Annotated in this window: 21 protein-coding genes; 12 read left to right on the top strand and 9 right to left on the bottom strand. The window is 63.8% G+C overall.

What is annotated here, in order from left to right; all coding sequences use genetic code 11:
* Nucleotides 1-226 precede the first annotated feature (226 nt).
* Nucleotides 227-517, top strand: a complete 291-nt coding sequence (locus tag G453_RS0121385; protein WP_027192684.1) for an RNA recognition motif domain-containing protein — start codon at nt 227-229, stop codon at nt 515-517.
* 283 nt (nt 518-800) lie between these two features.
* Here G453_RS0121385 and G453_RS0121380 read toward each other — a convergent pair whose 3' ends face one another.
* From G453_RS0121380 to cyoA, 9 genes are all read right to left on the bottom strand, one after another.
* Nucleotides 801-4,940, bottom strand: a complete 4,140-nt coding sequence (locus G453_RS0121380; protein ID WP_027192683.1) for a translocation/assembly module TamB domain-containing protein — start codon at nt 4,938-4,940, stop codon at nt 801-803.
* 121 nt (nt 4,941-5,061) lie between these two features.
* On the bottom strand, nt 5,062-6,897 hold the full coding sequence (locus G453_RS0121375) for an autotransporter assembly complex protein TamA (RefSeq protein WP_051272743.1): 1,836 nt from the start codon (nt 6,895-6,897) through the stop codon (nt 5,062-5,064).
* A gap of 121 nt (nt 6,898-7,018) precedes the next feature.
* Nucleotides 7,019-9,001 carry a SpoIIE family protein phosphatase gene (locus G453_RS25755; RefSeq protein ID WP_051272741.1) on the bottom strand — a complete coding sequence of 661 codons (1,983 nt, stop codon included), beginning with the start codon at nt 8,999-9,001 and terminating at the stop codon, nt 7,019-7,021.
* A complete protein-coding gene (locus G453_RS0121365) occupies nt 8,985-9,965 on the bottom strand; it encodes an ABC transporter substrate-binding protein (RefSeq protein WP_043647033.1) in 981 nt (326 codons plus the stop codon). The genes G453_RS25755 and G453_RS0121365 overlap by 17 nt, the downstream gene beginning before the upstream one ends.
* 82 nt (nt 9,966-10,047) lie before the next feature.
* Nucleotides 10,048-10,956, bottom strand: coding sequence for a heme o synthase (gene cyoE / locus G453_RS0121360; protein WP_169725388.1), 909 nt, complete (start codon nt 10,954-10,956; stop codon nt 10,048-10,050).
* A complete protein-coding gene (cyoD, locus tag G453_RS0121355; RefSeq protein ID WP_027192679.1) occupies nt 10,923-11,246 on the bottom strand; it encodes a cytochrome o ubiquinol oxidase subunit IV in 324 nt (107 codons plus the stop codon). The genes cyoE and cyoD overlap by 34 nt, the downstream gene beginning before the upstream one ends.
* Complete coding sequence (gene cyoC / locus G453_RS0121350; RefSeq protein ID WP_027192678.1) at nt 11,247-11,846, bottom strand: cytochrome o ubiquinol oxidase subunit III; 600 nt, start codon at nt 11,844-11,846, stop codon at nt 11,247-11,249. It abuts the gene before it with no gap.
* 61 nt (nt 11,847-11,907) lie between these two features.
* Entirely contained in the window at nt 11,908-13,875 is a 1,968-nt protein-coding gene (gene cyoB / locus G453_RS0121345) for a cytochrome o ubiquinol oxidase subunit I (RefSeq protein WP_027192677.1), read from the bottom strand.
* A gap of 21 nt (nt 13,876-13,896) precedes the next feature.
* A complete protein-coding gene (cyoA, locus tag G453_RS25750) occupies nt 13,897-14,766 on the bottom strand; it encodes a ubiquinol oxidase subunit II (RefSeq protein WP_268870802.1) in 870 nt (289 codons plus the stop codon).
* Nucleotides 14,767-15,257: 491 nt separating this feature from the next.
* On the opposite strand from cyoA, the gene G453_RS0121335 reads away from it, so the two are divergent.
* From G453_RS0121335 to G453_RS25745, 11 genes are all read left to right on the top strand, one after another.
* Entirely contained in the window at nt 15,258-15,611 is a 354-nt protein-coding gene (locus tag G453_RS0121335) for an ArsR/SmtB family transcription factor (RefSeq protein ID WP_027192676.1), read from the top strand.
* Nucleotides 15,612-15,634: 23 nt separating this feature from the next.
* Complete coding sequence (locus G453_RS0121330; RefSeq protein ID WP_027192675.1) at nt 15,635-16,093, top strand: arsenate reductase ArsC; 459 nt, start codon at nt 15,635-15,637, stop codon at nt 16,091-16,093.
* Between the two features lie 2 nt (nt 16,094-16,095).
* Nucleotides 16,096-17,235: a permease gene (locus G453_RS0121325; RefSeq protein WP_084502675.1), complete on the top strand. Its 1,140-nt coding sequence runs from the start codon at nt 16,096-16,098 to the stop codon at nt 17,233-17,235.
* A 16-nt stretch (nt 17,236-17,251) separates the two neighbouring features.
* A complete protein-coding gene (locus G453_RS0121320) occupies nt 17,252-17,488 on the top strand; it encodes a thioredoxin family protein (protein ID WP_027192673.1) in 237 nt (78 codons plus the stop codon).
* A gap of 52 nt (nt 17,489-17,540) precedes the next feature.
* A complete protein-coding gene (locus G453_RS0121315) occupies nt 17,541-17,903 on the top strand; it encodes a thioredoxin family protein (protein ID WP_027192672.1) in 363 nt (120 codons plus the stop codon).
* 12 nt (nt 17,904-17,915) lie between these two features.
* Nucleotides 17,916-18,623: a cytochrome c biogenesis CcdA family protein gene (locus G453_RS0121310; protein WP_027192671.1), complete on the top strand. Its 708-nt coding sequence runs from the start codon at nt 17,916-17,918 to the stop codon at nt 18,621-18,623.
* Nucleotides 18,624-18,704: 81 nt separating this feature from the next.
* Nucleotides 18,705-19,796, top strand: a complete 1,092-nt coding sequence (arsB, locus tag G453_RS0121305; RefSeq protein ID WP_027192670.1) for an ACR3 family arsenite efflux transporter — start codon at nt 18,705-18,707, stop codon at nt 19,794-19,796.
* Nucleotides 19,797-20,390: 594 nt separating this feature from the next.
* Nucleotides 20,391-22,388, top strand: a complete 1,998-nt coding sequence (locus tag G453_RS0121300) for a HAMP domain-containing methyl-accepting chemotaxis protein (RefSeq protein WP_027192669.1) — start codon at nt 20,391-20,393, stop codon at nt 22,386-22,388.
* 26 nt (nt 22,389-22,414) lie between these two features.
* Nucleotides 22,415-22,927 carry a chemotaxis protein CheW gene (locus G453_RS0121295; RefSeq protein ID WP_027192668.1) on the top strand — a complete coding sequence of 171 codons (513 nt, stop codon included), beginning with the start codon at nt 22,415-22,417 and terminating at the stop codon, nt 22,925-22,927.
* 102 nt (nt 22,928-23,029) lie between these two features.
* On the top strand, nt 23,030-25,123 hold the full coding sequence (locus G453_RS28960; RefSeq protein WP_027192667.1) for a methyl-accepting chemotaxis protein: 2,094 nt from the start codon (nt 23,030-23,032) through the stop codon (nt 25,121-25,123).
* A gap of 27 nt (nt 25,124-25,150) precedes the next feature.
* Nucleotides 25,151-25,368, top strand: a 218-nt coding sequence (locus G453_RS25745; RefSeq protein WP_043647126.1) for a chemotaxis protein CheW, incomplete at its 3' end; no start/stop codon positions are given.

The raw sequence follows: 25,368 nt of genomic DNA, 5'->3' as shown, positions 1-25,368 counted from the left end.
TTTCTTGATAAGGGCGGGAGGCCCCGCCATAAGCGAAACGCCGGGCGTGGACGGTCCTCCGGGAAGAATTATATTTGAAATTTGCCTTTACAATGTTTGGAACGTGCACATATATTAACTTGTTCGAGTCACTCAACGAGCATGAAATTTTTGGATCTTGGGCTTTTCTGATGTGCAGCTCCAATCGATGCGAAAAAAACATTGCCAAAAAAGGGAGCAATAGCCCATGTCTAAGAAACTTTATGTCGGCAATCTTTCGTTCAATTCCACCGAAGACGACATCCGTACCCAGTTCGCCACCTTTGGCGAGGTCATCAGCGTAAGCCTGATCACCGACAGGGAGACCGGCCGTCTTCGCGGCTTCGGTTTCGTCGAGATGGACGATGAAGGCGCCAGGGCCGCTATCCAGGGCATGGACGGCAAGGATTTCGGTGGCCGCAATCTGAAGGTCAACGAAGCCGAAGAGAAGTCCCGCTCCGGCGGCGGTGGCGGTCGCGGCGGGGATCGCCGCTGGTAGGCCCATAAGCCTCACAAGCGCATTCCGATAGAATCGAAGGGTCAGGACCACGTCCTGGCCCTTTTTCGTTCTCGAAGTGTTGCTTGGCCTCGTCGGACAGGCTCCCGAATGCTGGAGATGCCCGGCTGCCATGGCGCGCATCTGCCTCAGGCAACTTTGCCGTCGGAGGGAGTGTCACACCGGGCTGGCTGAGTCCGGAAGACGATGGAACAAGCCAGGCAGGCGTCTGCCACAGGGGCAGCGCCCAGGCTGCCGGGCCTGCGCGCTCACAACCCGGCGGTCCTCAGTAATCGAACTTCCAGTTGAGCCCCACTCCGGTCTTGGCGTCCAGGCCGATCTTGCTTTCGATGGTGATGTTCTTGGTCACGTCCACCTCCACGGACACGGCTCCGCTCGTACCCGCCAGACCCTGGCTGGCTTCCACGTAGACTCCGTCGGCCACGTACTTGCCCGCCGCCACCGTGCTCTGGCCGATGTTCTGGCCCGTGGATTTCACGCCGAGATAATCAAGCCCGGCCAGCTTTCGCGTCGCGCCCAGAAAGTCGAGCGACCCGCCCGCACCGCTCAGGGTGGCCACCGCCTGGGCCAGTTGCAGCGCCTGGGGCGGGGTCAGCGAGGACACGCTCTGGCCAAAAAGCACCCTGGCCAGGATTTCGTCGCGCGGCACGGCCGGGTCGGAGGTGAAGTCGATGGACGGGCGGGCGGCGCTGCCGGACACCAGGATGCTGGCAGTGATGTCTCCGGCCTCGGCTTTTGCCTCAATGTCCAGCACGGGCATGGGCGGAGTGCTGCCATAGAAGGTCACTTCGCCGCGCGCGAGGTTGAAGTTCTTGCCGAAGAAGTCGAGCTGTCCCTTCACGATGCGGATCGCCCCGCCGATCTCCGGCTGGGCCGCCGTGCCCTTCACGCGCAGGTTCCCGGCCCACATGGAGTCAAGCCCCATGCCCCGGACGAAGATCCGGCCCGGAAAGTCAACGGCCACGTCCAGGTCCACGGGGTAGGCCGCTGCCGGCGGGGCGGGCTTTGCGGGCGTGGAGCCGCGCGGACCGACCATGGTTACCTGGATGGGCGTGGCGTCCGGCGGAACGCGGTTGGGGATGGCCACCTCCACCGGGCCGACGTTCACGCCGCCCTTGACCTTCGCGCCGCCAGCCCCGCCCGAGACGTCCACCTTGGCCGAGAGCATGGCCGTAACCATGTCCATGCGCACCGGAGTGAGCTTGTCCACCACCAGGGCGCCCTCGAAGGGGAATCCGGCCTCGGGCGAGAGATCGGCCTTGCCGGAAACGGTGAGGCTCCCCTGGCCCGCGTCCCTGGCCGAGAACGTCTTGAGGGTGGCGCGCGTGCCGGACGCCTCAAGGTCCAGAGTGATGTCCCGCAGGCGGGTTCCGGTGGCGACGTAGTCCGCCTGCCCGCCACTCAGCGTGGCGCGCCCCGAGACCAACGGAGCCGACAGCTTTCCCGAAACGGTGAAGTCGGCCTTGAGCGTGCCCTTGAGGCTCAGGGCCTCGTCGCCGGTCATGGCCGCCACCTGGGCCAGATCCACGTCGCCCGTGAGCGCGGCTTCCAGCGCGGCGTCGCGGGGCAGGGCGAAGGCGAAGGGGGACAGGCTGAGCCGTGCGGGCAGGGCGGCCTTGAGGTCAAATGCCGCACCGGTGCCAGCTGAAGCCCGTGCGGACACCGTGAGCCGCCCCCCGGCGAGGAGCACTTCGGCGGTGAGGTTCGCGGGCGCTATGTTCTGGCCCTGCGCCGCCCTGACAGCCACCTGATCAAGCTTCACTTCAGCCGTAACTCTGGGGGCGGTGGGCGTTCCCGATACCCTGAGCGCGAGCGTGGCCGTTCCGGACAGGGCGGGCAGCCCGGCTTTCTCAAGCATCCCCAGCGGAAGCGCGGCCACGTCCGCCGAGAATTCGGCCTTGCCCGGCCTCAGCGCGCCGGAAGCCGTGATGGATGTCCCGTCCAGGGAGAGATTCAGCCCCTCCAGGCTCATGACGCCCGGCGCGAAGGCGGCGGTGGCCGGGCGGGTCAGAATGAGCTTCATCTCTCTGGCCGTGGCGTCGAGCTTGTCCAGGCGGAGCGTGCCGCCGCCCGGCGCGGGAGCGAACGAGCCGCCCGTGGCCAGCTCGAAGCTTTCGGGGCGCGTGCCCTTGAGCGCCACGCTGAACTCGATGGCCTTGCCGCCCGCGTTGGCCTTGAGCTGGACGGACTCCAGCGCGGCGCTGCCTGCCGTCACCTGGGCCAGCGCGACCGTGAGAGCTCCCTGCGGGGAGCGCAGGACATCGGTGAAGGAGCCGGAAACATCCGCCTTCTTCACGCCCGCACCTTCCGCCGAAAGCCCCGAGGCCTCCACGCGCGCGGTCACGTCCTGGCGCGGCCCGGAGGAGGCCAGGGAGACCTCGGCCTGCATCCGTCCAGCCATTTTCGTGCTCAGGAACGCGCCCAGGGGGGCAAGATCCACGGAGGCCTTCACGCGGCCTGTGGCTGTCATGTGGTCCAGCGCGGCGTCCAGGTCGCCCGACAGGGCAAGGCCCGGTCCGGTCCCCTGAAGGCCCGTCAGCACGAGCTTCTGTCCGGCCTGGGCAAAGGCCGTGGACACAGACAGACTGCCCTTTCCCTTTTCCGCCCGGACCTCGAGCCTTCCGGCAACGCCGCCTTTTTCCGGCGTCGCGGCAAGGCGCAACCCGGCCCGGTCCAGACGGGTCTGGTCCAGGGTCAGGGTTTTTCCTTCCACGTCGAGCGTCAGGCGCGGGGCGTCCACGATCCCCTCGGCCCTGGCCCGCAGCGTGACCGACCCGGCCAGCTTCATTCCGGCAAACGGGGCAAGCGCCGACAGGTCCGGGGCGTCCACCTCGGCGCGCGCGTCCGTGCTGCGCGCTGCAATGTCGTAGGAGCCGGACGCATCCACCCGAAGCGCTTTCGACGTGAGGCGAAGCCCCTTGAGCGTGGCGAGCTTTCCGCCCGAGAGGCTGGCGTCCAGGCGCAGGCTCACCTCGCGCCCCAGGGCCGTGGCGAGCTTGGGTCCGAGGTCTCCCGTGGCGCTGGCGCCGGAAGCGAGCTCCGTAAGCCCCGCGTCCAGGGTCACGCTGAAATCCTGCGCGCGGACATCACCTGTGAGCTTCGCGGCGATGTCCGCCTTGCCGCCGAGTTCCACGCCAAGCGGCGACAGGGCGGAAGCCAGATCAGGCGAGGAGAGCCTGAGGGCGGCGGTCAGCGGCCCGGCGGGGTCGATGTCCGCGTCCAGGCCGCCGTGCACGGCCAGCGGCCCGGTCTTCACGCCGAGTGAGCCGGGGTCGGCCACGCTCAGTTCGAAGGTCAGGCGCGGGGCGAGCCCCATGGGGCCGCTGTCGCCGCGCACCAATGCCTTGAATGCCTTGGTGGACACGGACAAGTCCTGCGCCAGGACCCGCCACTGCGGCTCCGGCAGCCCGGCGCTGGTCATAAGGCCCGCGAAGGCAAGCTCCACCCGCGAGCCGAGCGCGTCGCGCAATTGGGGCGAGACAGGCAGGAAGAACGGATTGACGCTCAAGGACAGGCCGACCTTGGCGTCATTGGCCGAGGTGCGGCCAAGTTCTGCGGTGAGCGTGCCTGAGAGCATCTCGTCCTGGCCTGCGCCCATGGCGAATTTGGCCTGCCAGCCGGACAGCGGGCCGTCGCCGTCCAGGGTGAGCGACAGGGGGAGGTCCGGCGACAGTCCGGCCATGGCTGCGGCCAAGCCGCCAGCTCCTTCGGTCAGGGCCAGCTTGAGCCGGGCGGTGCGCGCACCAGGGTCGATGCGGGCTTCGAGCGAGACGTCCGTCAGCACGGGCGCGGCGTCCGCGTCAGGAGCCTTCGCGCCTTCATGCGCCGTGACGGAAATCCGGGCGTCCACGGCTCCGGCCAGGGCCAGCGCATGCACGGAAGCCCGGCCAGCCATGGCGCGTCCGGCCACCGGGGCGTCCAGGATCAGGCTGGCAATGTCCGCCTGGACTTCGGCTTCCACCGGGATCGGCCCAAGCGAATCCAGGAAGGCCAGCGGACGCGAGGCAGGCGGCGGCGGGCCTTGATCCGGCGGCAGCAGCGGGGCGCGGCGCAGGGCCGCCTCGTCCACGGCGAGCCTTACGGAGGCGAGGCCCCGGCCAAACGGCCAGGGGGAAATCGACAGGGAGGTGTTCGTTGCGGCCAGCCACTCGCCGTCCTTGTCCGAGATGCGCAGCGAGGCGATACGCACGGTGAAGGGCAGCATCCCCTCGGGAGTGGACAGCTCGACCTTCCAGCCCAGTTCGCGCGCAAAGGAGTCCACGATGGCGTCGACCAGCAGGCCCTTGGTCCACGGGGTCTGCACGACCAGGTACGCCGCCAGAACGATGACCAGACAAACGGCTGACAGCCAGGCCGCCCACTTGCCCGCCCGTAGGAGCGCCGTGCGTGAGAGCTTGATTCCCATGGTTCCCCGCTATGCTAGCGTGGTGTTGTTGAAAAACATGTACATGTTTTTCAACAACAAATTAAATGGTTCTCTTGGTTCAGGTTCATACTCTGTATGAACGTATTCTGAGAACGCCATCCTAGAAAGCCTGGCCCAGGCTGATATAGAGCTGAAACACGTCGTCCACGGTCTTGCGGCGGTTAAGCGGCGTGGCCACGTCCACCCGGAACGGCCCGATGGGCGTGTACACCCGGAGCCCGGTCCCGGCCCCCAGCAACAGCCCGTCTCCCGGCACGGGATACTCGGCTTCGAAGGCGTTGCCGCCGTCCAGGAAGAACACCAGCCCGAACATCTCCGTGAGCCTGATGCGCAGCTCCGTGCTGAAATCGAACAGGGAGCGCCCGCCCAGCGGTTTGTCGCCGCGAAGCGGCCCGGCGCTCTGGTAGGCGTAGCCCCGGATGGACCCGCTGCCGCCTGCGTAGAAGCGCACGTCCGGCGGCACCAGGCGCGAGGCCGAGACGCCGGAGATGGACCCCAGCGAGGCCCGCGTGGCCAGGATGAGCGACGGTTTTTCCAGCACCTGCAGGTAGTGGGACCCGGAAACCACCGCCTTCAGGAAGTTGAGGTCGGTTCCCTGCGTGTCCAGCCAGGGAGTGGCGCTCAGGGCGAACATCCAGCCCTTGGAGGGGTTCAGCGGGTCGTCTCGCGTGTCGGCCGAGAGGCCAAGCGGGATAGAGGCCAGGTTGTAGCGGGTGTTGCTCGTATTGGGGTTGGCGGCGTCGTCGAAGACCAGGCTGGCCCTGTAGCCCACGCCTGCCTGGGCCGAGACGTGTTCGCCCAGCTTGCGCGAAATCTTGATCTCTCCGGTGACGTTCTGGCCGTGATAGGCGTCGGTGTTTTCGTCGGCAGCCCTGAAACCGGCCAGCAGGCGTTGCTTCTGGTCCAGGAAGAACGGGTTCTCGAAGTTGGCCTCGAGCACCGAACTGACCTGCGAAACCGCCGCATGGAGCTTCAGGCGCTCCCCGTTGCCAAACAAATTGCGGTGCTCCCAGTTTATCTGCGCTCCGGGGCCGTCGTCCGTGTTGTAGGTGACGCCTCCCTTGAAGGTGCGCGGCTTGCGCTCGGTGACCTGGGCGTCCACCTCGACGCGGCCCGGCTCCCCCGCGAGCTTTTTGGGGGCGGCGGAAGCCTTGGCGAAGAGCCCCAGGTCGGCCAGCCGCCTCTGATACAGCTCGACCTTCTCCTGGGAGTACTCGTCGCCCTCCTTCCAGGGGGCCAGCGGGGTGAGCAGGCTTTCGTTGACGTCTTTGAGCCCTGTGACCCTGGTGGGGCCGAACACGGAGTACGGGCCTGGGGCGATAATATAGGTGACGTGCAGGGTGTGGGCCTGGGGGTCGGCCACGGCCTTGCGGCGTTCCAGGGCGGCAAACGGATACCCCCGGTTCTTGAAATAGGAGACGAGCTTGTCCTCGGCGTTCACGATCTCCTTGGAGACCGCCGGGGCGTCCAGGGTGAGGCCCAGTACGGAGGCCTCCGGGATGGCGAACCGGACGGGGTCGCTGCCCTCGGCCAGTTCCACGTCCACCCATTTCAGGAGGAACGCGCCGCCCGGCTCCAGCGTGAAGCGGACCTGGATGGGCGTCGCCTTTTCATCGATGGCGAAGCTCACACGGGCCGCGAAGTAGCCCCGCGAGGCCATGGCGTCCTTCAGCTTCTTCAGGTCGCCGCGGGCGCGCCCGCGCAGCAGGAACATGTTGGCGGGCGGCTTGTTCGCCATGGTTGCCGTGTCGGATACGGAACGCAAAAGGTCCATGAGGGGTTTGTCGTTCAGGCCGGAGAAGGAGACCTGATAGCGCAGCGGCTGCCCGTTGGCAGGGGCAGCCTGTTCCTGGGCAAGCGGGCGGGCGAGGGGGCAAGCCAGTTCGACGGCGCATACGGCGCAGAAGAGGGCCGCAAGAAGAGCGATGCGTCTCAACAGGACCTCCCGGCAGGCGTTGGCGTTCTTGAGACGAGAAAGATGCGAACGGAGTCCGGGAGATGGAGCGTATGCGCCAGAGCCTTGCCGGGCGTCGTCGGGCACGAGCGTATGGCGTCCATTATGCGTCCTCGCCTTTCGGCTTCGCAGACGTGGAAGCCGGGCCGCCGCCCAGGTAGTGGATCGTCAGCACCGTGATGTCGTCCGCCTGGGGGGCGTTTCCTGCAAAGCGGCACACTGAGTCGACCAGGGCCTCGCTCATCTGCTTCGCGCCCTGGGCCGAAAGTCCGGACACCACGTCCAGGAGCCGCTGGTTGGAGTAGAGTTCGCCGGATTCGTCCACCGCCTCGGTGACGCCGTCGGTGTAGACCACCAGCCGGTCGTCCTTCTCCAGAGTGATCGTCATGTTCCGGTAGACCGCGTCCTCCATGACCCCGAGGAACAGCCCCCTGGGCAGGGGCAGCCAGTCCGCGCGCCCGCCGCGCAGCAGCACCGGCGGGTTGTGGCCGGCGTTGGAGTAGGTCAGCTGGCCCGTGTTGTAGTCCATGATGCCCAGGAACATGGTCACGAAGAGCATGGCCTCGTTGTCCACCAGCAGTTCCCGGCTCACCCGGTCCAGGATGGCTGCGGGCGTGTCCTCAAGCTCGGCGATTCCCTTGACCAGGGTCTTGGTCACGGCCATGAACAGCGCCGCCGGGACGCCCTTGCCGGACACGTCGCCCACCAGGAACAGGAGCCGCCCGTCCTCCAGCAGGAAGAAGTCGAACAGGTCGCCGCCGACCTCCAGGGCCGGGTCCAGGGCCGCGTGCAGCTCGAACTGGCGGATGTCCGGGAAGGGCGGGAAGCGCTTGGGCAAAAAGCTCATCTGGATGGTCCGGGCGATCTTCAGCTCGGACTCCATGCGCTCCTTGGCCTTGGTGGTCTCGGTGAGGTTGGCGATGTACTCGCGAAGCGCCAGGCGCATCTCCTCGAAGGAGCGGCTCAGCTGGCCCACCTCGTCGCCGGATCTGGACTCGGGCAGGGGGATGTCCAGGTTGCCCTTGGCGATCTCCGCCGTGCGCCCGGCCAGATTCTTGAGCGGCCGGGTTATGGAGGTGGACACCAGGATGATCACCAGCAAAAGCAGCACGAAGCCGCCCAGGCCGATGCCCACCACCTGGCGCTTGAGGCGGTCCAGGTCCTCGAAGAGCTCATCCTCGGGGATCACCACCCCCATGGACCAGCCGGCGTTTCGCACCTGGGCGTAGGAGAGCCAGGCGGGTTTTCCCAGCACGAACTCCGGCAGCCGCACGAAGCCGGAGCCGCCCCTGATCATGTCCTGCCCGATGCGCCGAAGCTCCGGGCTGGCGGCCTTCTCCGCCAGGCTGAACACGCTCTCGCGCATGATGTAGGCGTCCTGGGGGTGGGACACGAACACGCCGTTTCGGCTCAGCAGGAAGGCGTACCCGGACTTGAAGATGGAGATGCGCCCCACCAGCTCCCGCAGCCATTCCAGCGATATGTCCGCCGTGACCACGCCCAGCATGCGCCTGCGTCCGTCCTCGTCGCGATGGAACGGGACGCTGTAGGTGCACATGACGGCTCCGCCGCCGCCTTCGTCGAAGTAGGGTTCGCTCCAGAGCGGGCGCTCAAGCTCCGAGGGGATCAGGAACCAGTCGGCAGTGGGGTAGCCGTACTCCTCGCCCAGGTGCATGTATTCGAGCCTGCCTTCGGACTTGTAGGCATAGGGCGCGAAGAGGCGCGTCCCGGCGTAATAGGCATAGGGCGCGTAGGCCACGCAGGCCCCGAACACGGCGCGGTTGAAGAGCACGAAACCCGTGAGGTCCTGTTTGATGGCCAGCGGCGTGGGCGTTCCCTTGCCGTAGGTGAAGGCCAGGAATCCCGGAACCTCCTCCACCGAGGCCAGCGTGGTCTCGATCTTGCGGATGCTGGCCAGGGTCAGGTTGGCGGCGTCCGCACTGGCCTCTTTCATCAGGGTCTGCTTGGAGGAGTAGTGGGAATAGACGAAAGCGGCCAGGAAGATGGCTGCGGTGCAGGTCAGGATCAACAGGGACAGCTTGAAGCCGAGGCCCCGCCCCTGGAACTGGCTATCTGGGCGGGACATGGAACTCCTCGAAGCTCACGGGATTTTGCAGCAGCCCGGCCTTGGCCAGGGTCCGCGATACGGCCTCGAACTCGCCCGCCAGCAGCGGCCCCGGCCCCTGGCGTCCCGCCGTGGGCAGCATGGCCTCGCGCAGGCGCTCCAGCATCCATTTCTGGTGCATGCGGTTGGTGGGCAGCCGCGCCGCCTCCACGTGGCCCATCACGATGTCCAGGGCCTCCTCGGGGTGCTCGAAGGCGTAGCGCCAGCCCTCGAGGCTCGCGTCAGCCACGGCGGAGCACAGTTCCGGATCGGCCTTGAGCGTGGAATCCAGGCAGTAGATGCCGTCTTCCGGGTAGTCGAGCCCGTAGTCGCGCAGGGGGAAAAGCGTCAGGTCCTCCGGGTCCAGCCCGGAGTTCAGCAGCACGTGGTATTCATTGTAATACATGGCGGAGACGACATCCACCCCGCCCCGCAGGAAGAGGTCCACCGTGAAGCCCTGGGGCAGCCGCTGCACCTGCACCCCGGCGTTCTTGAAGAACTCCTCGGCCTGGAGGCTGAATTCCTTGCCCCACAGGCTGACCCGCTTGCCGTTGAAATCTTTGGGCCGGGTTATGTTGCCCGATTTTCGCGCCACCAGCAGGAAGGTGGACCCGCGCATCACCTGGGCCAGATTGACCAGCTCAAGGCCTTTGGAGCGCTCCATGACGGCGGAGGCCAGGAACATGGTCCCGAACAGGGCCTTGCCCTCGGCCAGCAGCTTCGAGGGCGGGCTGGACGGACCGCCGCGCAGGATGTCCATGTCCACGCCGCGCTTCTCGTAGAACCCCTTGGCTTTGGCCACGTAGTACCCGGCGAACTGGGCCTGGGGCTCCCACTGGGGGATGAGCGAGGCCTTTTTCAGGGCCTCGGCCTGTGCCGGGCCGCCGGACCAGACCGCGAGAATGACGGCCAGGGCCGAGATGACGATGCGAATCCTTGAGGGCATGTCGCGAGTCTATCCAAGCGCTGGTGCTTTGGAAAGGCGGGAGTTCCCTGGTTTTGTCCGGCCGGGCGGCGTTCGAACTCTGCTAGACGACGGGCCTCGCGAAATCGACGGACATCATCACGCTCAGAATGAAGATGGTCAGGATGGAAAACAGGTACACCCTCCTGGCCCAGGCGCGGTCGTCGTCCGCCCGGTAGCCGTGCAGGGCCGTGGCCAGCCAGCACAGGCCCAGCACGGTGGACACGGCGAGGTAGGCGTAGCCCGCGTATCCGAAGACCGTCAGCAGCTGCGCCGCCAGGATGAACGCGGCGATGTGCCAGACGATGTGCTTCTTGGTGGCGGCGATGCCTGCTTTGACGGGCATCACGGGGATGCTCACCGCTGCGTAGTCGTTGTAGCGGAAGATGGTGATGGCGTACGAATGCGGTATCTGCCACAGGCTGAAGATGCCCAGGACGATCAAGGCCCCCAGGTCGAAGTCGTTTCTGACGGCGCAATAGGCGGCGAGAGGCGGCGCCGCTCCGGCAAGGCTCCCGATGACCGTGCTGTAGGCGGAATTGCGTTTCAGGTACAGGCTGTACACGCACACATAGACTACGAAGCCCAACAGCGCGATGACAGCGCACAGCGCGTTCGTCCCGGACAACAGTATGGCAGCTCCTGCAAGACCCAGGGCTGCGGCGTAGACGAGGCTCCCGCGAAGCGAGATCGCCCCCGTGGCCAGGGCGCGCCCGCGCGTCCTGGCCATGCCCCTGTCAATGTACCTGTCGATGTAGTTGTTCAGCACGCACCCGGAAGCGACGATGCAGGACATCCCGGCCATGAGGGACAGAAACAGCACGGCTGACACGTGCCCCTGTGCTGCAAGAAAGAATCCTCCAGCCGCAGAGATCAGGTTGGCTGCAACCAGGCGCGGTTTCGTGACAAGGAAATAATTCCTGAGCACATCCTGCGATCTTACATCCTGTAATGCATACTGTGCATGATCCATATCGAACCGCCCACGAAGAGGAAGATGATGAAAAAAGTGAACAGCAGGGACATGAGGTTCCAATACATGGCCGACGATGTGTCCAGGTGCAGGAAATAGTGCAGCTGCACGAAAATCTGCAAGACCGCCGTGGCGAAGATGCAGAAGACCGTGCCCGAGTGGGAAAGCGTCCCGTTCATGACCAGGAAGAATGGGATGGCTGTGAGCACGAGCGAGAGGATGAAGCCCGTCGCGTAGGACTTGATTGAACCGCTGCCCGCTCCAGCGTTGTTCTGGTGTGTCTGGCTCATTTAGAGGACCCCCATCAGGTACACGATGCTGAACAGGCAGATCCAGACGATGTCCAGGAAGTGCCAGAACATGCCCAGGCGCACCAGCCGCGCCTGCACCGGGGCGGTAAGCCCCTTGGTGGCTATCTGCGCCATCATGACCACCATCCAGAGAATGCCGAAGGACACGTGCAGGCCGTGGGTGCCGACCAAGGTGAAGAACGCCGAAAGGAATCCGCTGCGCTGCGGCCCGGCTCCCTGGCTTATCATGTGGCTGAACTCCGCCGCCTCCATGCCGACGAACCCGAGCCCCAAAAGGAGCGCCGCCGCGAGCCCGGCCAGGAGCATGCGCTTGTCGCCCTTGTGCATGCCCACCATGCCCAGGCCAAAGGCCACGCTGCTGAACAGCAGCAGCATGGTTTCCAGCAGGGCGTCGGTCAGGTTGAAGAGCTCCTTGCCGGTGGGGCCTCCCGCGTAGTTGTGGGCCATGACCACATACGTCGCGAACAGGCCGGAAAACATCACCAGATCGCTCATGAGATAGAGCCAGAACCCCAGCGCCTGGGTCTGCGCCGTGTCGTGGACCTCGTGTTCGGGCATGGCCGAAGATTGCGTCTGCATTATGCGCACCCCCCCGCGAAGCGGCAGTGTGTATCTCGTTTATCCTTCAGGGACGCCATGTTCACGCCATCCCCTGGGAGCGCAGCCCCTCGATGCGTTCCACCTCGGCGGCGGGGATGATCTCGTGGGTGTCGTCGTTGCAGGCTCTGGCGATCACCGTGGCGATCAGGGCCAGGAAGCTCACACCGGCCATCCACCAGATATGCCAGATCATGGCGAATCCGAAGACGAAGCAGACGACGCCCACAGCCAGCCCGTAGGGGTTGTTTTTGGGCATCTCGATGTCTTCGTAGCGGTCCGGCTTCAGGTAGGCCGTGCCTTTCTGCTTCATGTCCCAGAAGGCGTCGAGATCCTCCACCACCGGGACCACGGCGAAGTTGTAGACTGCGGGCGGGGACGCGGTCAGCCACTCCAGGGTGCGTCCGTCCCAGGCGTCGCCGGTCAGGTCACGGTTGGCGCGGCGGTCGCGGATGCTCACCAAGAGCTGCATGACCATGCAGCCTATGCCCAGCAGGATGAGCAGCGTGCCGATGGCGGCCACGATGAGGTAGGGCTGCCAGGCAGGGTTGTCGTAATGCTGCATGCGCCGGGGCATGCCCATGAAGCCCAGGATGTAGAGCGGGATGAAGGCCAGGTAGAAGCCGCTCAGCCAGAACCAGAAGGAGAATTTGCCCCAGGTCTCGTTCAGCCGGAAGCCGATGGCCTTGGGGAACCAGTAGGCGTAGCCCGCCATGAAGCCGAACAGCACGCCCGGCACCAGCATGTTGTGGAAGTGGGCGATCAGAAACATGCTGTTGTGGAGCACGTAGTCCGCCGGGGGCATGGAGAGCAGCACGCCGGTCAGGCCGCCGATGACGAACGTGGAGAGAAAGCCCAGCGTCCACAGGAGCGGCGTGGTGATCCGCACCCGGCCTCGATACATGGTGAAGAGCCAGTTGAAGACCTTCACGCCCGTGGGGATGGCGATCAGCATGGTAGAGATGCCGAAGAAGATGTTGACGTTGGCGCTGGTGCCCATGGTGAAGAAGTGGTGCACCCAGACCGCGAAGGACAGGAACATGATGGCGCCGGTGGCGTACACCAGCGAGTGGTAGCCGAAGAGCTTCTTGCGGGAGAATGTGGCCACCACTTCGGAGAAGATGCCGAAGGCGGGCAGGATGACGATGTAAACCTCCGGGTGGCCCCAGGTCCAGAAGAGGTTGATGTACATCATGGTGTTGCCGCCCATGTCGTTGGTGAAGAAGTGCATGCCGCAGTAGCGGTCCAGGGTCAGGAGCGCCAGGGCCACGGTCAGCATGGGGAAGGCGAAGATGATGAGCACGTTGGTGAAGACTGCGGTCCAGGTGAAGAGCGGCATGCGCATGAGCGTCATGCCCGGCGCGCGCATCTTCAGGATGGTGGCCAGGAAGTTTATCCCGGTGAGCAGCGTGCCCGCCCCGGATATCTGGAGCGACCAGATCCAGTAGTCCACCCCGGTGTCCGGGCTGTAGGCCAGTCCCGACAGGGGCGTGTAGCCCGACCACCCGGCCCTGGAGAACTCGCCCACGCCCAACGAAACCATGACCAGCATGGCCCCGGCCGCGGAGAGCCACAGGCTGACCGCGTTCAGGAAGGGGAAGGCCACGTCGCGCGCGCCGATCTGCTGGGGCACCACGATGTTCATGAGGCCCGACAGGAACGGCATGGCCATGAACAGGATCATGATGGTGCCGTGGGCGCTGAACACCTGGTTGAAGTGGTCCGGGGGCAGGAAACCGGGGTTCGCGCCCAGGGCCATGGCCTGCTGGGCCCGCATCATGATGGCGTCGGAGAAGCCGCGCAGCAGCATGACCATGGCCAGGATGATGTACATGATGCCGATCTTCTTGTGGTCCACCGTGGTGAGCCATTCTTTCCAGAGATACGGCCATTTTTTGAAATACGTTATCAGGACGATGATCACGAATCCGGCCAGGAGAGAACCGTAAACGGCCCCCATGACGATGTGGTCATGGTACGGTATTGCAGACAGGCTCAGTTTTCCCAACATTCCACCGACCTCCATGCCAGCTTAGTTCCCGTGTCCGGAATGGGCCGCGCCGCCCATGACGTTCGAACCGCGTGTCATCGGATTGTACTGGTTGACGATATGCTCGAACAGCCCGGGCTCTATCGAGGAATAATAGATGACGGACTGGCTGACGCCGGGTTTGCGCAGCTCGGCGAAGCGGGCGGAATCAAGCCTGGTCGGCGACTGCCTGACCTGCTGCACCCAGGAGTCGAATGATGCCTGCGACGTGGCCTTGGCGTTGAAGCTCATGTCCGGAAAGCCCGCGCCGCTGAATTGCTGGTTCTGCCCCGTGTATTCCCCCTGTTCGTCCGCCATGAGGTGCAGGCGGGTGGTCATCCCGGCCATGGCATAGATCTGGCTGCCAAGCTGGGGGATGAAAAAGGAGGTCATGACCGTGTCCGAGGTTATCTTGAAGCTCAAGGGCACTTTCTCAGGGAATACGAACTGGTTGACCACGGCGATGTTGTGCTCGGGATAGATGAACAGCCATTTCCAGTCCAGGCTGACGACTTCCACGTTAAGTGGTTTCGCATTGCTTTCGAGCGGCTTGTACGGGTCCAGGCGGTGCGTCTCCCGCCAGAGGATTGCGGAAAGAATAAAGACGATAATAAATGGGATGACCCACATGATTATTTCAAGTTTTCTTGAATAACTCCAGTTGGGTTCATACGGAGCCTTCGTGTTGGATTCCCTGTATTTCAGGGGGAAAACGATGGACATGACGATGACTGGAATCACTATGATCAGCATCAGCACGAATGCAATGAGGATGATGTATTTTTCAGATTCCCCAATGGGTCCTTTGGGATTGAAAAGAACCATCTCGTTGCATCCACCCAACAGGGGAAGAAGACATAGGCACGTGGCCATGACGAGCAAACTGCGGAGTGGACTTTTCATGTATCTCCCTCGCCGTATTGAGGAACATTCCTGATTGTGACCGTATTCTATTTTCTACGTCTTTCATAGTTTATTGTCAACGCAGGCGGATTCTTGCGCTGTTCCGGCGATAGCGGGAGAGGGTGGGAGGGGCAGGGATTTCTCGCCCCTGGCCTGCGCTTCGGCTGCGGGCTTGGCCTTGGAACGCTGTGGGGCGCAGGACGCGAGCAGGCAGGCCATCGGCAACATACGGTGGTGCATGAGACGAATCCTTGCGTTTGGGGTTGCGGCCGGGTCGGGCCGGACTGGCCCTCGGGGTTCTGCGGGGCAGGAACCGTGTGGTGTCGCATGATAGCAGGATGGCCCTGACGTTTTCCTTGCATCGGGGCGTGGGTTGGAAAGAACCGCACCTGTTTCACTGGAGGTGGTTGACACCTGCCCAGGGCAGGTATATCGGTAGATTCAAATATGGAGATAGAACTATGAAGCCGTTCGTCCGCCTCATGAAGGCCCTGTCCGACCCCAACCGGGTGAAGATCATCAAAATGCTGCAAAGGCGGCGTATGTGCGTGTGTGAGCTTCAGGCCGCCTTGGGGATCGCGCAGCCCACGGTCTCCAGCCACCTCAAGGTGCTTGAGGAGGCCGGAATCGTGGAGAGCGCCAAGGAGGGGCAGTGGGTCAACTACTCGCTGGCCGCCGGGGAAACCGAATACGCGCGGACGCTCATCGGGCACCTGAAGACGTGGCTGGAGGACGATCCGGAGGTCGCCCTGATGCTGGGCGGCCTGGAGGATATCCGCCGGGAGAACCTGTGTTCCGCGAAACCCGGCAAGTGACCGATCAAGTAGTGAGGTGTCCCATGGTTCACGCGAAAAGAGTCCTGTTCATCTGCGTCCATAACTCGGCCCGCAGCCAGATGGCCGAAGCCTTCATGAACTCCCTGGCCGAGGGGGCTTTCCTGGCCGAGAGCGCCGGGTTCGAGCCCGGAGAGATAAACGCCCTGGTGATAGAGGCCATGGCCGAAGAGGGGCTGGACATTTCGGCCAACCGCTCCAAGAGCGTGTTCGACCTGTACAAGTCCGGGCGCATCTTCGACTACGTGGTCACGGTGTGCGACGACGCGCGCGAGGGGCAGTGCCCGATCTTCCCCGGCGTGACCCGGCGGCTGCACATCCCCTTCACCGACCCGGCAGCCCTGGCCGGGACCCATGAAGAGAAGCTGGCAGAGGTCCGCAAGATCCGCGACGCCATCAGGGACAAGGTCCGCGAGCTGATGGCGGAGTGGACTGACGACACGACGAAACGCAAGCTGGCATGAACATGAAAGAATTACGCCCATTGTCCGGCCTGGACGCGCAGGGGCCGGTGCTGCGTCCCCTGGGGGGACCCTGCGCCGGAGAGCCCCCGGCAGACGACGGCGTGGCAGCGCTCCAGGCGGACAAGGCCGCGCTCAGGCGCTTCGTCCTGTGGGGCGTTCCGGCGCTTGGCCTGTGGATCGGCCTGTACGCTGTCCTGGAGCCGCTGGCCCAGTCCGTGGTCTACGACCTGCTTGGATTCGAGCACGGCAGCAGGTTCGCCGACGCCCTGGCCTTCTTCCTTTACGACGGCCCCAAGGTGCTGCTGCTTTTGACGCTCGTGGTGTTCGGCGTGGGCATCATCCGCTCCTTCTTCACGGCGGCGCGCGCCCGGCAACTGCTGGCCGGGCGCAGGGAGTCGCTGGGCAACGTCCTGGCCGCGCTGCTGGGCATCGTCACGCCGTTCTGCTCCTGCTCGGCCGTGCCGCTGTTCGTGGGCTTCGTCACCGCCGGGGTGCCCCTTGGCGTCACCTTCTCCTTCCTGGTCAGCGCGCCCATGGTCAACGAGGTCGCCCTGGTGCTGCTCTACGGCCTGATGGGCTGGAAGGTGGCGGCGCTGTATCTGGGCACGGGCCTTCTGGTGGCCATGGTGAGCGGCTGGGTCATCGGCAGGCTGAAGATGGAGGCCCATCTGGAAGAGTGGGTGCGCCTCATCCACGCGGGGCAGGACCTGCCGGAAGAGGAGTTGACCTGGGCAGGCAGGATTCGCGCGGGCCTCGCCGCCGTCAAGGACATCGTCGGCAAAACCTGGCCCTGGGTGCTGGCTGGCATCGCCCTGGGCGCGGGCATCCACGGCTATGTGCCCGAGGGGTTCATGGCCTCCATCATGGGCCGGGACGCCTGGTGGTCGGTGATCGCCGCCGTGGGCATCGGCATCCCCATGTACTCCAACGCAGCCGGGATCATCCCCGTGGTGCACGCGCTGCTGGAAAAGGGCGCTGCCCTGGGCACGGTGCTGGCCTTCATGATGAGCGTCATCGCGCTGTCGCTGCCGGAGATGATCATCCTGCGCAAGGTGCTCAAGCCGCGCCTGCTGGCCACCTTCGTGGGCGTGGTGGGGCTTGGGATATTGCTGGTGGGCTATCTGTTCAACCTGGTCCTGTAGCGTTCGGGAGGATTTCATGGAGATCAAGGTTCTGGGGCCTGGGTGCCCGAAGTGCCACGAGACGGAGAAGCTGGTGCGCGAGGTGGTGGCTGAAACCGGAGCGCTAGCCACGGTGGTCAAGGTGTCGGATTTTCAGCAGATCGCCATGATGGGCGTGTTCAGCACCCCGGCGGTGGCGGTGGACGGCGTGGTGAAGTGCGTGGGCAAGGTCCCGTCCAAGGCGGAAATCGCCGCTTGGATCACCCAAGCCTGAAGCCATCTTTCGCGCCCGCATGCGCCGCACCCCGATTACGAAGGAGAATCCCGTGCTTCGATTCCTGCTGCCTCTCTCGATCCTTGTATTCCTGGCTCTGCCCGCCCACGCCGCCCCCATCCCCGACGTCCCGGCAAAGGACATGGTGACCATGGTGGACCTGGGCGCGAAGGCCTGCATCCCCTGCAAGATGATGATGCCGGTGATGGACGCCCTGGAAAAGGAATACGCCGGGAAAGCCGCAATCATCTTCATCGACGTGTGGGAAAACCCGGACCAGAGCAAGAAGTACGGCCTGAAGTCCATCCCTACGCAGATTTTCTACGACAGGCAGGGGAAAGAGGTGTTCAGGCACGAGGGATTCTTCGACAAGAAGCCCATCTCGGAAATCCTGGACAAACTGCTGGCCCAGTAAAGGCGCAACACGATGCTCGACCAGCTCTTTCTGGCCATCAACGCCTGGATGACCGACAGCTTCGCCATAGCCGCCGTGGGGTGTTTCCTCTGGGGGATGGTGAGCGTGCTGTTCAGCCCCTGCCATCTGGCCTCGATCCCGCTGATCGTGGGCTACGTGGCCGGGCAGGGCAGGCTCATCCAGGGGCGCGAGGCGGCGAAGTACTCCCTGGCATTCACGGTCGGCCTTTTCCTGACCATCGCGGCGGTGGGCGTGCTCTGTTCGCTGCTGGGCCGCATGCTGGGGGACGTCGGTCCCTATTGGACCATCCTGGTGGGGGCCGTGCTGGTCTGGGTGGCCCTGGACATGCTGGGCGTGGCCAGATGCTCCCTGTCGGGCGGCCTGATGGGCCGTCTGAAGGTCAAGGGGCTGTCCGGAGCGTTCGTGCTGGGCCTGGCCTACGGGGTGCTGTCCGGCTCGTGCACCTTTGGCTTCATCGCGCCCATACTGGCCATCATCACCATCCAGCAGAAGGTCATGACCGGGGTGGCGCTTGTCGTCCTGTTCGCCGTGGGGCACTGCCTGCCCATCGTGGCCGCCGGGAGCTCCACTGCGCTGGTGCAGCGCTGGCTGGAGAACGGGGCCATGCGGCACGGAGGGGCGTGGTTCCGCAAGGGAGCGGGGGTCATGATCGCGATGCTTGGCGTCTACTTCATGGCCCGGCCATTTCTCGGCGTATGAGCCGGCTTGGATGAGGCTGTGCGTTAATTCCGATCACAACCCAAACGTAAAAGACGGCTCGAACAGGCCTGGAGGCTTGCCATGTCCGAAAGCGTCGTAAAGAAACTCTCCTTCCTGGACCGCTACCTGACCCTGTGGATCTTCGCGGCCATGTTCATCGGCGTGCTCACCGGCTGGGCCATGCCCGGCGTGCGCGGCGTGGTGGAGTTCTTCCAGGTGGGCACCACCAACATCCCCATCGCCATCGGCCTTGTCCTCATGATGTATCCGCCCCTGGCCAAGGTGAAGTACGAGGAACTCGGGCAGGTGTTCCGAAACGCCAGGGTGCTTGGGCTGTCTCTCGTGCAGAACTGGGTGATCGGGCCGGTGCTCATGTTCCTGCTGGCCATCTCGTTCCTGTCCGGCCATCACGAATACATGGTGGGGCTCATCCTCATCGGGCTGGCCCGGTGCATCGCCATGGTCATCGTCTGGAACGACCTGGCCTCGGGCGACCGGGAATACTGCGCAGGGCTCGTTGCCTTCAACTCCATCTTCCAGGTGCTGTTTTTCTCGGTGTACGCGTGGCTGTTCATCACCGTTTTGCCGGACGCGCTCGGTCTCAAAGGCATCGCGGTGAACATCTCCATGGGACAGATCGCCGAGAGCGTGTTCATCTACCTGGGCATCCCCTTCCTGGCGGGCATGGCCTCGCGCTTCATCGGGCTCAAGGTGAAGGGCCGGGAGTGGTACGAAGAGGTCTTCATCCCGCGCATAAGCCCCATCACGCTCACGGCGCTGCTGTTCACCATCCTGGTGATGTTTTCGCTCAAGGGCGAATACATCGTGCGCCTGCCCTTCGACGTGGTGCTGATCGCCGTCCCCCTGTGCATCTACTTCCTGGTGATGTTCCTGGCATCCTTCTGGCTCTCCTTCAAGGCCGGGGCCACCTACGAACAGTCGGCCACCTTGTCCTTCACGGCGGCCTCCAACAACTTCGAGCTGGCCATCGCCGTGGCCGTGGCCGTGTTCGGAATCGATTCCGGGCAGGCCTTCGCCGCCGTGATCGGCCCCCTGGTGGAGGTCCCGGTGCTGATCGCCCTGGTGAACGTGGCCCTGTGGATAAAGCGCAGGTACTTCCCCCACGCCGTGGAGACGCCCCTTGGCGTGTGCCACGTGTCCTGCAAGCCGTAGACGTCTTTGTGAGGGGCCGCGCGGGGTTATGGCCCTGCGCGGCCCTGTTTTGATCCTACCTCAGAGACGTTACGGCTTCTCCAGATTTATTTTCCCCTCCTCCGACATGCCTGCCGCTTGCCCCCGGGCTCCCCTCGGGGAGCACTGTCAATAGGGTATATCCAACTATTTTAGCATGGTATCGTCATGCGGCTTTGGCCTGTCGTGTTTGGAAAAATGAAAGTTGACAGGAACCAATGAGCGAGCATGGACAAAAAAACTCAATTTGGTAGGGTTACAAGTAGTTTTGATTTGTGTAAGACTGAATGGGCATTCAGTTTTCAGCGCTCACGCGTCTCCAGGCAAGGCACCACGCTGGACAACGAACGGTCGGTAGCGTTGATCGGAAGTGCGAAAATTCGATTTGAGTAGTTCCGGAGGGTGTTTGCGGGTGTATCGCCTGGGAGATGGCGTCTGCCCAGGTTCGCATGAAACATCGGGGTTGATGGCTGCGCGCCAAGGCGTGGCGAAGTGACTCAGAAGTTTCGGGGTGATCTGCACGTCCGGGCGTTCTGTCAGGCGTCTGGCGCAACCATGAAGCTGGGGGGGGCAATCATGAAGTTGGCATTGAAACTGGCGCTGGCATTCGGTTCCTGCACGGCTATCATTCTCATCATGGGGTTGTTGAATATAAACTCCATGAAATCCATGGATCTTAACATCGAGCAACTCTCCACCAACTGGCTGCCGAGCATCAGGGAACTCGGGACCATCAACAGGTCATTCAACGACATCAGGCGCATCCAGCTGATCCAGTTCATCGCAGAATCCCCTGAGGTGAAGGCGGATCAGGAGAAGCGGATCAAGGAAGCCATGGAGCGGCTCGACGCCGCCGTCAAACGCTATGACAAGCTCATAAGCAGTGACGAAGAGCGCAATAACTTCGAGGTGTTCAAGAAGGCGTCCAAGGAATACTTCGATCTGCACAAGAAGATCGTCGAGCTTGCGGCCAGCGGCAAGATGGAGGAGGCGGTCAAGCTCCAGACCACCGGGATGAGGAGCACCTACACCCTGGCGCTGGAGACGCTGGTCAAGGGAATCGACCTCAACGACAAGGGGGCCGCGCAGGAGGCCACCGCCGGGCAGACATCCTACGAGAGGGCGTTGCTCCTTTCCATCATCCTGCTGAGCGTGGCCGTGCTCTCGGGCCTCGCGCTGGGTTACTTCATACCCCGCTCCATCGTGATTCCGCTCAAGAAAAGCGTGGACTTCGCCGATAAGCTTTCAGTGGGGGATTTGACCTCCAAGCTGGACATCGAATTGAAAAACGAGATCGGCATCCTGGCCAACGCCCTGCGCAACGTCGCCGAAGCGGAGAAAGGCGTCGCGACGCTGGCGGAGAGGGTCGCTTCCGGCGATCTGAAGGTGGAGGTCGTGCCCAGGTCTACCGAAGACAGTATGCTCAAATCCTTCGCCGCGCTGGTGGAAGCGGAAAAGGGCGTCGAGAACATCACCCGCAGGATCTCGCTTGGAGATTTGCGCGTGGATGTGAAACTGCGTTCCGAGCATGACGACCTCATGCGCTCCATACAGGCCTTGGTGAACGCCGAACGCGAGATCACGGAACTTGCCCAGAAGTTGTCCGAAGGAGACCTGCGGGTGACGGTCAAGCCGCGCTCCGACCAGGATGTGCTCATGAGCGCCCTGGCCCTCACGGTGGAAAGGCTCTCCAGCGTCATAGTGGAAGTGCAGGCCGGGGCCGGAAACGTGGCCTCGGGCAGCGAGGAGCTTTCCGCCTCGGCCCAGAGCCTCTCCCAGGCCACCACCGAGCAGGCCGCCGCCCTTGAGGAGTCCTCCGCGTCCATGGAGGAGATGTCCTCGAGCATCAGCCAGAACGCCGACAACGCCCGTCAGACCGAGGCCATCGCCTCCAAGGCCGCCGGGGACGCCCGCGAATCCGGCGTGGCCATGATCCAGACCGTGTCCGCCATGAAGGAGATCGCCCAGAAGATCTCCATCATCGAGGAGATCGCCCGCCAGACCGACCTTCTGGCCCTGAACGCGGCCATCGAGGCCGCCCGCGCGGGCGAGCACGGAAAGGGGTTCGCCGTGGTGGCCGCCGAGGTGCGCAAGCTCGCCGAACGCAGCCAGCAGGCCGCCGCCGAGATCAACACCCTGTCGTCGAGCAGCATGGCCGTCACCGAGAGCACCGGGGCGCTCCTCAACCGGCTGGTGCCGGACATCCAGAAGACCGCCGAGCTGGTCCAGGAGATAAGCGCCGCCAGCACCGAGCAGAACTCCGGGGCCGCCCAGGTGAACAAGGCCCTGCAGCAGCTTGACCAGGTGGTGCAGCAGAACGCCTCCGCCTCCGAGCAGCTGTCCTCCACCGCCGAGGAGCTCTCGTCCCAGGCCGAACAGCTCCAGAGCGTGATCGCCTTCTTCCAGGTGGACGGCGGCGGACAGGGAACGGGCAGGCGCGCCCTGCCTGGTGCGAGGCCCCGGCAGCCCAGGTCGCCTGCTCCGGCGCAGCCTTCCAAGAAGGCGGCTAGCGGCGTGGTGCTTGCCATGGGCGAAGCGGATGAAACCGACGCCAGGGATTTCGAACGGTTCTAGGCCGCACCGCCTAACAGGAGTACATCATGAGCGACACGGCGCATTCTGTATCAAACCGCTTTCTCACCCTTACCCTGGGCAAGGACATGTTCGCCCTGGACATCGCGGCTGTCCGGGAGATCCTGGACATGACCGACATAACCCGCATCCCCCAGACGCCGCCCGCCGTGCGCGGCGTGGTGAACGTGCGCGGCGCGGCGGTCCCCGTCATCGACCTGCGCCTGCGTTTCGGCATGGAAGAGGCAGAGCGCACGGTGAACACGCGCATCGTCATCGTGGAAATCCCCAACGGTGACGGCGTGACCGTGCTCGGGGCCATAGCCGATTCCGTGAAGGAGGTGCTGGAGATGGAGCCGGAGACCATCGCGCCTCCACCTGCCATGGGCGCTTGCGTGAATACGGATTTCCTGCGCGGCATCGGCAAGGCGGACGGCAGGTTCATCCTGGTGCTGGATATCGCCAAGGTTTTGGGGTCCGACGAGGTTCTGTCGCTGGGCGACGTGAGCGCCAGCGTGGAAGGTCTGAAGTCTGTCGGCTAGGAATGTGTCGTCAAACAGGAATACGTGTTTCACTAATTGGCTTGGGCACGTCAATTTGTATCGACGAAATGGATTCGAGAGCGGATCAATAGGGAGTGCACAATGTTCAAGAATATGAATCTGACCGTTAAGCTGGGCATTGGATTCACTCTGCTCATCCTTTCCACGGTATGCGTGGCGATGGTGGGATGGAACGGCCTGAGCAATCTCGCAAGCCGGTCTGAGAAATCCTCCAAGATGGGTGATATTGTCGAAAAGACACTCATGGCCCGATTGGACATGCTGTACTTCATCGACCAGCATGACGAAAAACGCCTGGAATCGCTCAAGAGCCATCTGTCCGAATCGCGTGCCACGGCCCAGGGCCTCAAGGCGGAATTCGTCGATCCCAAGAACAAGGAGAACATGGACACGCTGGTTGCGGCGTCGGCTTCTTATGAAACCGGCCTGGGCAAGTACCAGGAAGCGGACAAGGTCCATGCCGAGACCTTGAAAACCCTGGTCGATGCCGCCACGGCGTTGCTCCAGGTCACGGAAGCGCTCGACAAGCGGCTGATGGATGCCTCGGCAAAAGCGCTCGCAGCCAAGGATATGGACAGCATAGTCCGAAATGCCGAACTCAACGGGCGTGTTGACGAGATCCTGCAGCAGTTCCTGCGTTCGCGCATCGAGGTGTTGTACTACCTCTGGAAAGGGGACAAGGCGCGCATGGACGCCGCAAAGTCCATTCTGGACAAGGTGATTCCCGCCGCAAAGGACCTGAGCGGAATGCTCGCCTCCACGGAAGAAAAAGCTATGGCGCTGGATATTTCCGCCAAGGCCGAGATCTACCGTTCCAGGATGGACGGCTTCCTCAAAGCGGCGGAATCTCAGGGGACGGTGATAAAGGACATGGCCGCGCTGGCCCAGAAGATCAGCTCCGTGGCGGAACTGTCGCTCGAGGACCAGAAGAAGAAAATGGCGGGTGACGCGCAGGCTGCCAACATGACCAGTATTGTCGTGTCGGTGGTGGGCATCATGCTGGGCGTGGTGTTTGCCATCTACATGATAAGAGTTCTCAAGGCCGGAATAGGCAAGGCCATCACCGTCGCCAACACAGTGGCTACCGGAGACGTCAGCCAGGATGTCCAGGTCGACAGCTCGGACGAGATCGGCACGTTGCTCAAGGCCATGCAGAACATGGTGGAAGCAGAACGGACCGCAGCGACCCTGGCCATGCGGCTGGCCGAGGGCGACCTCCGCCTGGATGTGCACCCCCGCTCGGACAAGGATATGCTGCTGTTGTCCATGAAGGACATGGTCGAGCGGCTCTCCAACGTGGTGATGGAGGTCCAGTCCGGAGCCAGCAACATGGCTGCCGGCAGCGAGGAACTGTCCGCGTCGGCCCAGAGCCTCTCCCAGGCCACCACCGAGCAGGCCGCCGCTCTGGAGGAGTCCTCCGCGTCCATGGAGGAGATGTCTTCGAGCATCAGCCAGAACGCCGACAACGCCCGCCAGACCGAAAGCATCGCGGTCAAGGCCGCCGGGGACGCCCGCGAATCCGGAGCGGCCATGATCCAGACCGTGGCCGCAATGAAAGAGATCGCCCAGAAGATCTCCATCATCGAGGAAATCGCCCGCCAGACCGACCTTCTGGCCTTGAACGCGGCCATCGAGGCCGCTCGCGCGGGCGAGCACGGAAAAGGCTTCGCAGTGGTCGCCGCCGAGGTGCGAAAGCTCGCCGAGCGCAGCCAGCAGGCTGCCGCAGAAATCAACACCCTGTCGTCGAGCAGCACCGCCGTCACCGAGAGCACCGGGGCGCTCCTCAACCGGCTGGTGCCGGACATCCAGAAGACCGCCGAACTGGTGCAGGAGATCAGCGCCGCCAGCACCGAACAGAACTCCGGGGCCGCCCAGGTGAACAAGGCCCTGCAGCAGCTGGACCAGGTGGTGCAGCAGAACGCCTCCGCATCCGAGGAATTGTCCTCCACCGCAGAAGAACTGGCAGCTCAGGCCGAACAGCTCCAAAGCGTGATCGGCTTCTTTCAGGTTGAAGGGGACAAGCCGGACTCCATTCGCCGCAAAAGAGGGACCGCCAGGCCCCAGCAGGCCCGCATACCGGCCCAGGCACAGCCGCCCAAGAAAGCGGCAGGCGGCGTGGTGCTCGCCATGGGCGATGCGGACGACTCGGACGTCCGGGATTTCGAACGGTTCTAGGTCGCACCGCCAAACAGGAGCTTTATCATGAGCGAGTCGGCGCACCCGGTTTCCAACCGTTATCTTTCCTTCACACTGGGCAGGGAGATGTTCGCTTTGGACATCTCCACCGTCCGGGAAATACTGGACATGACCGATATAACCCGCATCCCCCAGACTCCCGCCGCCGTGCGCGGCGTGGTGAACGTGCGCGGCGCGGCGGTGCCCGTCATCGACCTGCGCCTGCGTTTCGGCATGGAGGAGGC

The organism is Fundidesulfovibrio putealis DSM 16056, from assembly GCF_000429325.1.
In the GTDB taxonomy this organism is placed as follows: domain Bacteria; phylum Desulfobacterota; class Desulfovibrionia; order Desulfovibrionales; family Desulfovibrionaceae; genus Fundidesulfovibrio; species Fundidesulfovibrio putealis.
Note: the sequence above shows the minus strand (reverse complement) of the source record. Positions and strands in the feature narration are given on the sequence as shown.

Coding starts and splice junctions, on each gene's coding strand:
- G453_RS0121295 (WP_027192668.1), top strand. CDS start 22,415: ATGAGCGACACGGCGCATTCTGTATCAAACCGCTTTCTCACCCTTACC.
- G453_RS0121380 (WP_027192683.1), bottom strand. CDS start 4,940: ATGGGAATCAAGCTCTCACGCACGGCGCTCCTACGGGCGGGCAAGTGG.
- G453_RS25755 (WP_051272741.1), bottom strand. CDS start 9,001: ATGTCCCGCCCAGATAGCCAGTTCCAGGGGCGGGGCCTCGGCTTCAAG.
- G453_RS0121300 (WP_027192669.1), top strand. CDS start 20,391: ATGAAGTTGGCATTGAAACTGGCGCTGGCATTCGGTTCCTGCACGGCT.
- G453_RS0121320 (WP_027192673.1), top strand. CDS start 17,252: ATGGAGATCAAGGTTCTGGGGCCTGGGTGCCCGAAGTGCCACGAGACG.
- cyoD (WP_027192679.1), bottom strand. CDS start 11,246: ATGAGCCAGACACACCAGAACAACGCTGGAGCGGGCAGCGGTTCAATC.
- G453_RS0121385 (WP_027192684.1), top strand. CDS start 227: ATGTCTAAGAAACTTTATGTCGGCAATCTTTCGTTCAATTCCACCGAA.
- arsB (WP_027192670.1), top strand. CDS start 18,705: ATGTCCGAAAGCGTCGTAAAGAAACTCTCCTTCCTGGACCGCTACCTG.
- cyoE (WP_169725388.1), bottom strand. CDS start 10,956: ATGGATCATGCACAGTATGCATTACAGGATGTAAGATCGCAGGATGTG.
- G453_RS0121325 (WP_084502675.1), top strand. CDS start 16,096: ATGAAAGAATTACGCCCATTGTCCGGCCTGGACGCGCAGGGGCCGGTG.
- G453_RS0121365 (WP_043647033.1), bottom strand. CDS start 9,965: ATGCCCTCAAGGATTCGCATCGTCATCTCGGCCCTGGCCGTCATTCTC.
- G453_RS28960 (WP_027192667.1), top strand. CDS start 23,030: ATGTTCAAGAATATGAATCTGACCGTTAAGCTGGGCATTGGATTCACT.
- G453_RS0121310 (WP_027192671.1), top strand. CDS start 17,916: ATGCTCGACCAGCTCTTTCTGGCCATCAACGCCTGGATGACCGACAGC.
- cyoA (WP_268870802.1), bottom strand. CDS start 14,766: ATGGCCACGTGCCTATGTCTTCTTCCCCTGTTGGGTGGATGCAACGAG.
- G453_RS0121335 (WP_027192676.1), top strand. CDS start 15,258: ATGAAGCCGTTCGTCCGCCTCATGAAGGCCCTGTCCGACCCCAACCGG.
- cyoB (WP_027192677.1), bottom strand. CDS start 13,875: ATGTTGGGAAAACTGAGCCTGTCTGCAATACCGTACCATGACCACATC.
- G453_RS0121330 (WP_027192675.1), top strand. CDS start 15,635: ATGGTTCACGCGAAAAGAGTCCTGTTCATCTGCGTCCATAACTCGGCC.
- cyoC (WP_027192678.1), bottom strand. CDS start 11,846: ATGCAGACGCAATCTTCGGCCATGCCCGAACACGAGGTCCACGACACG.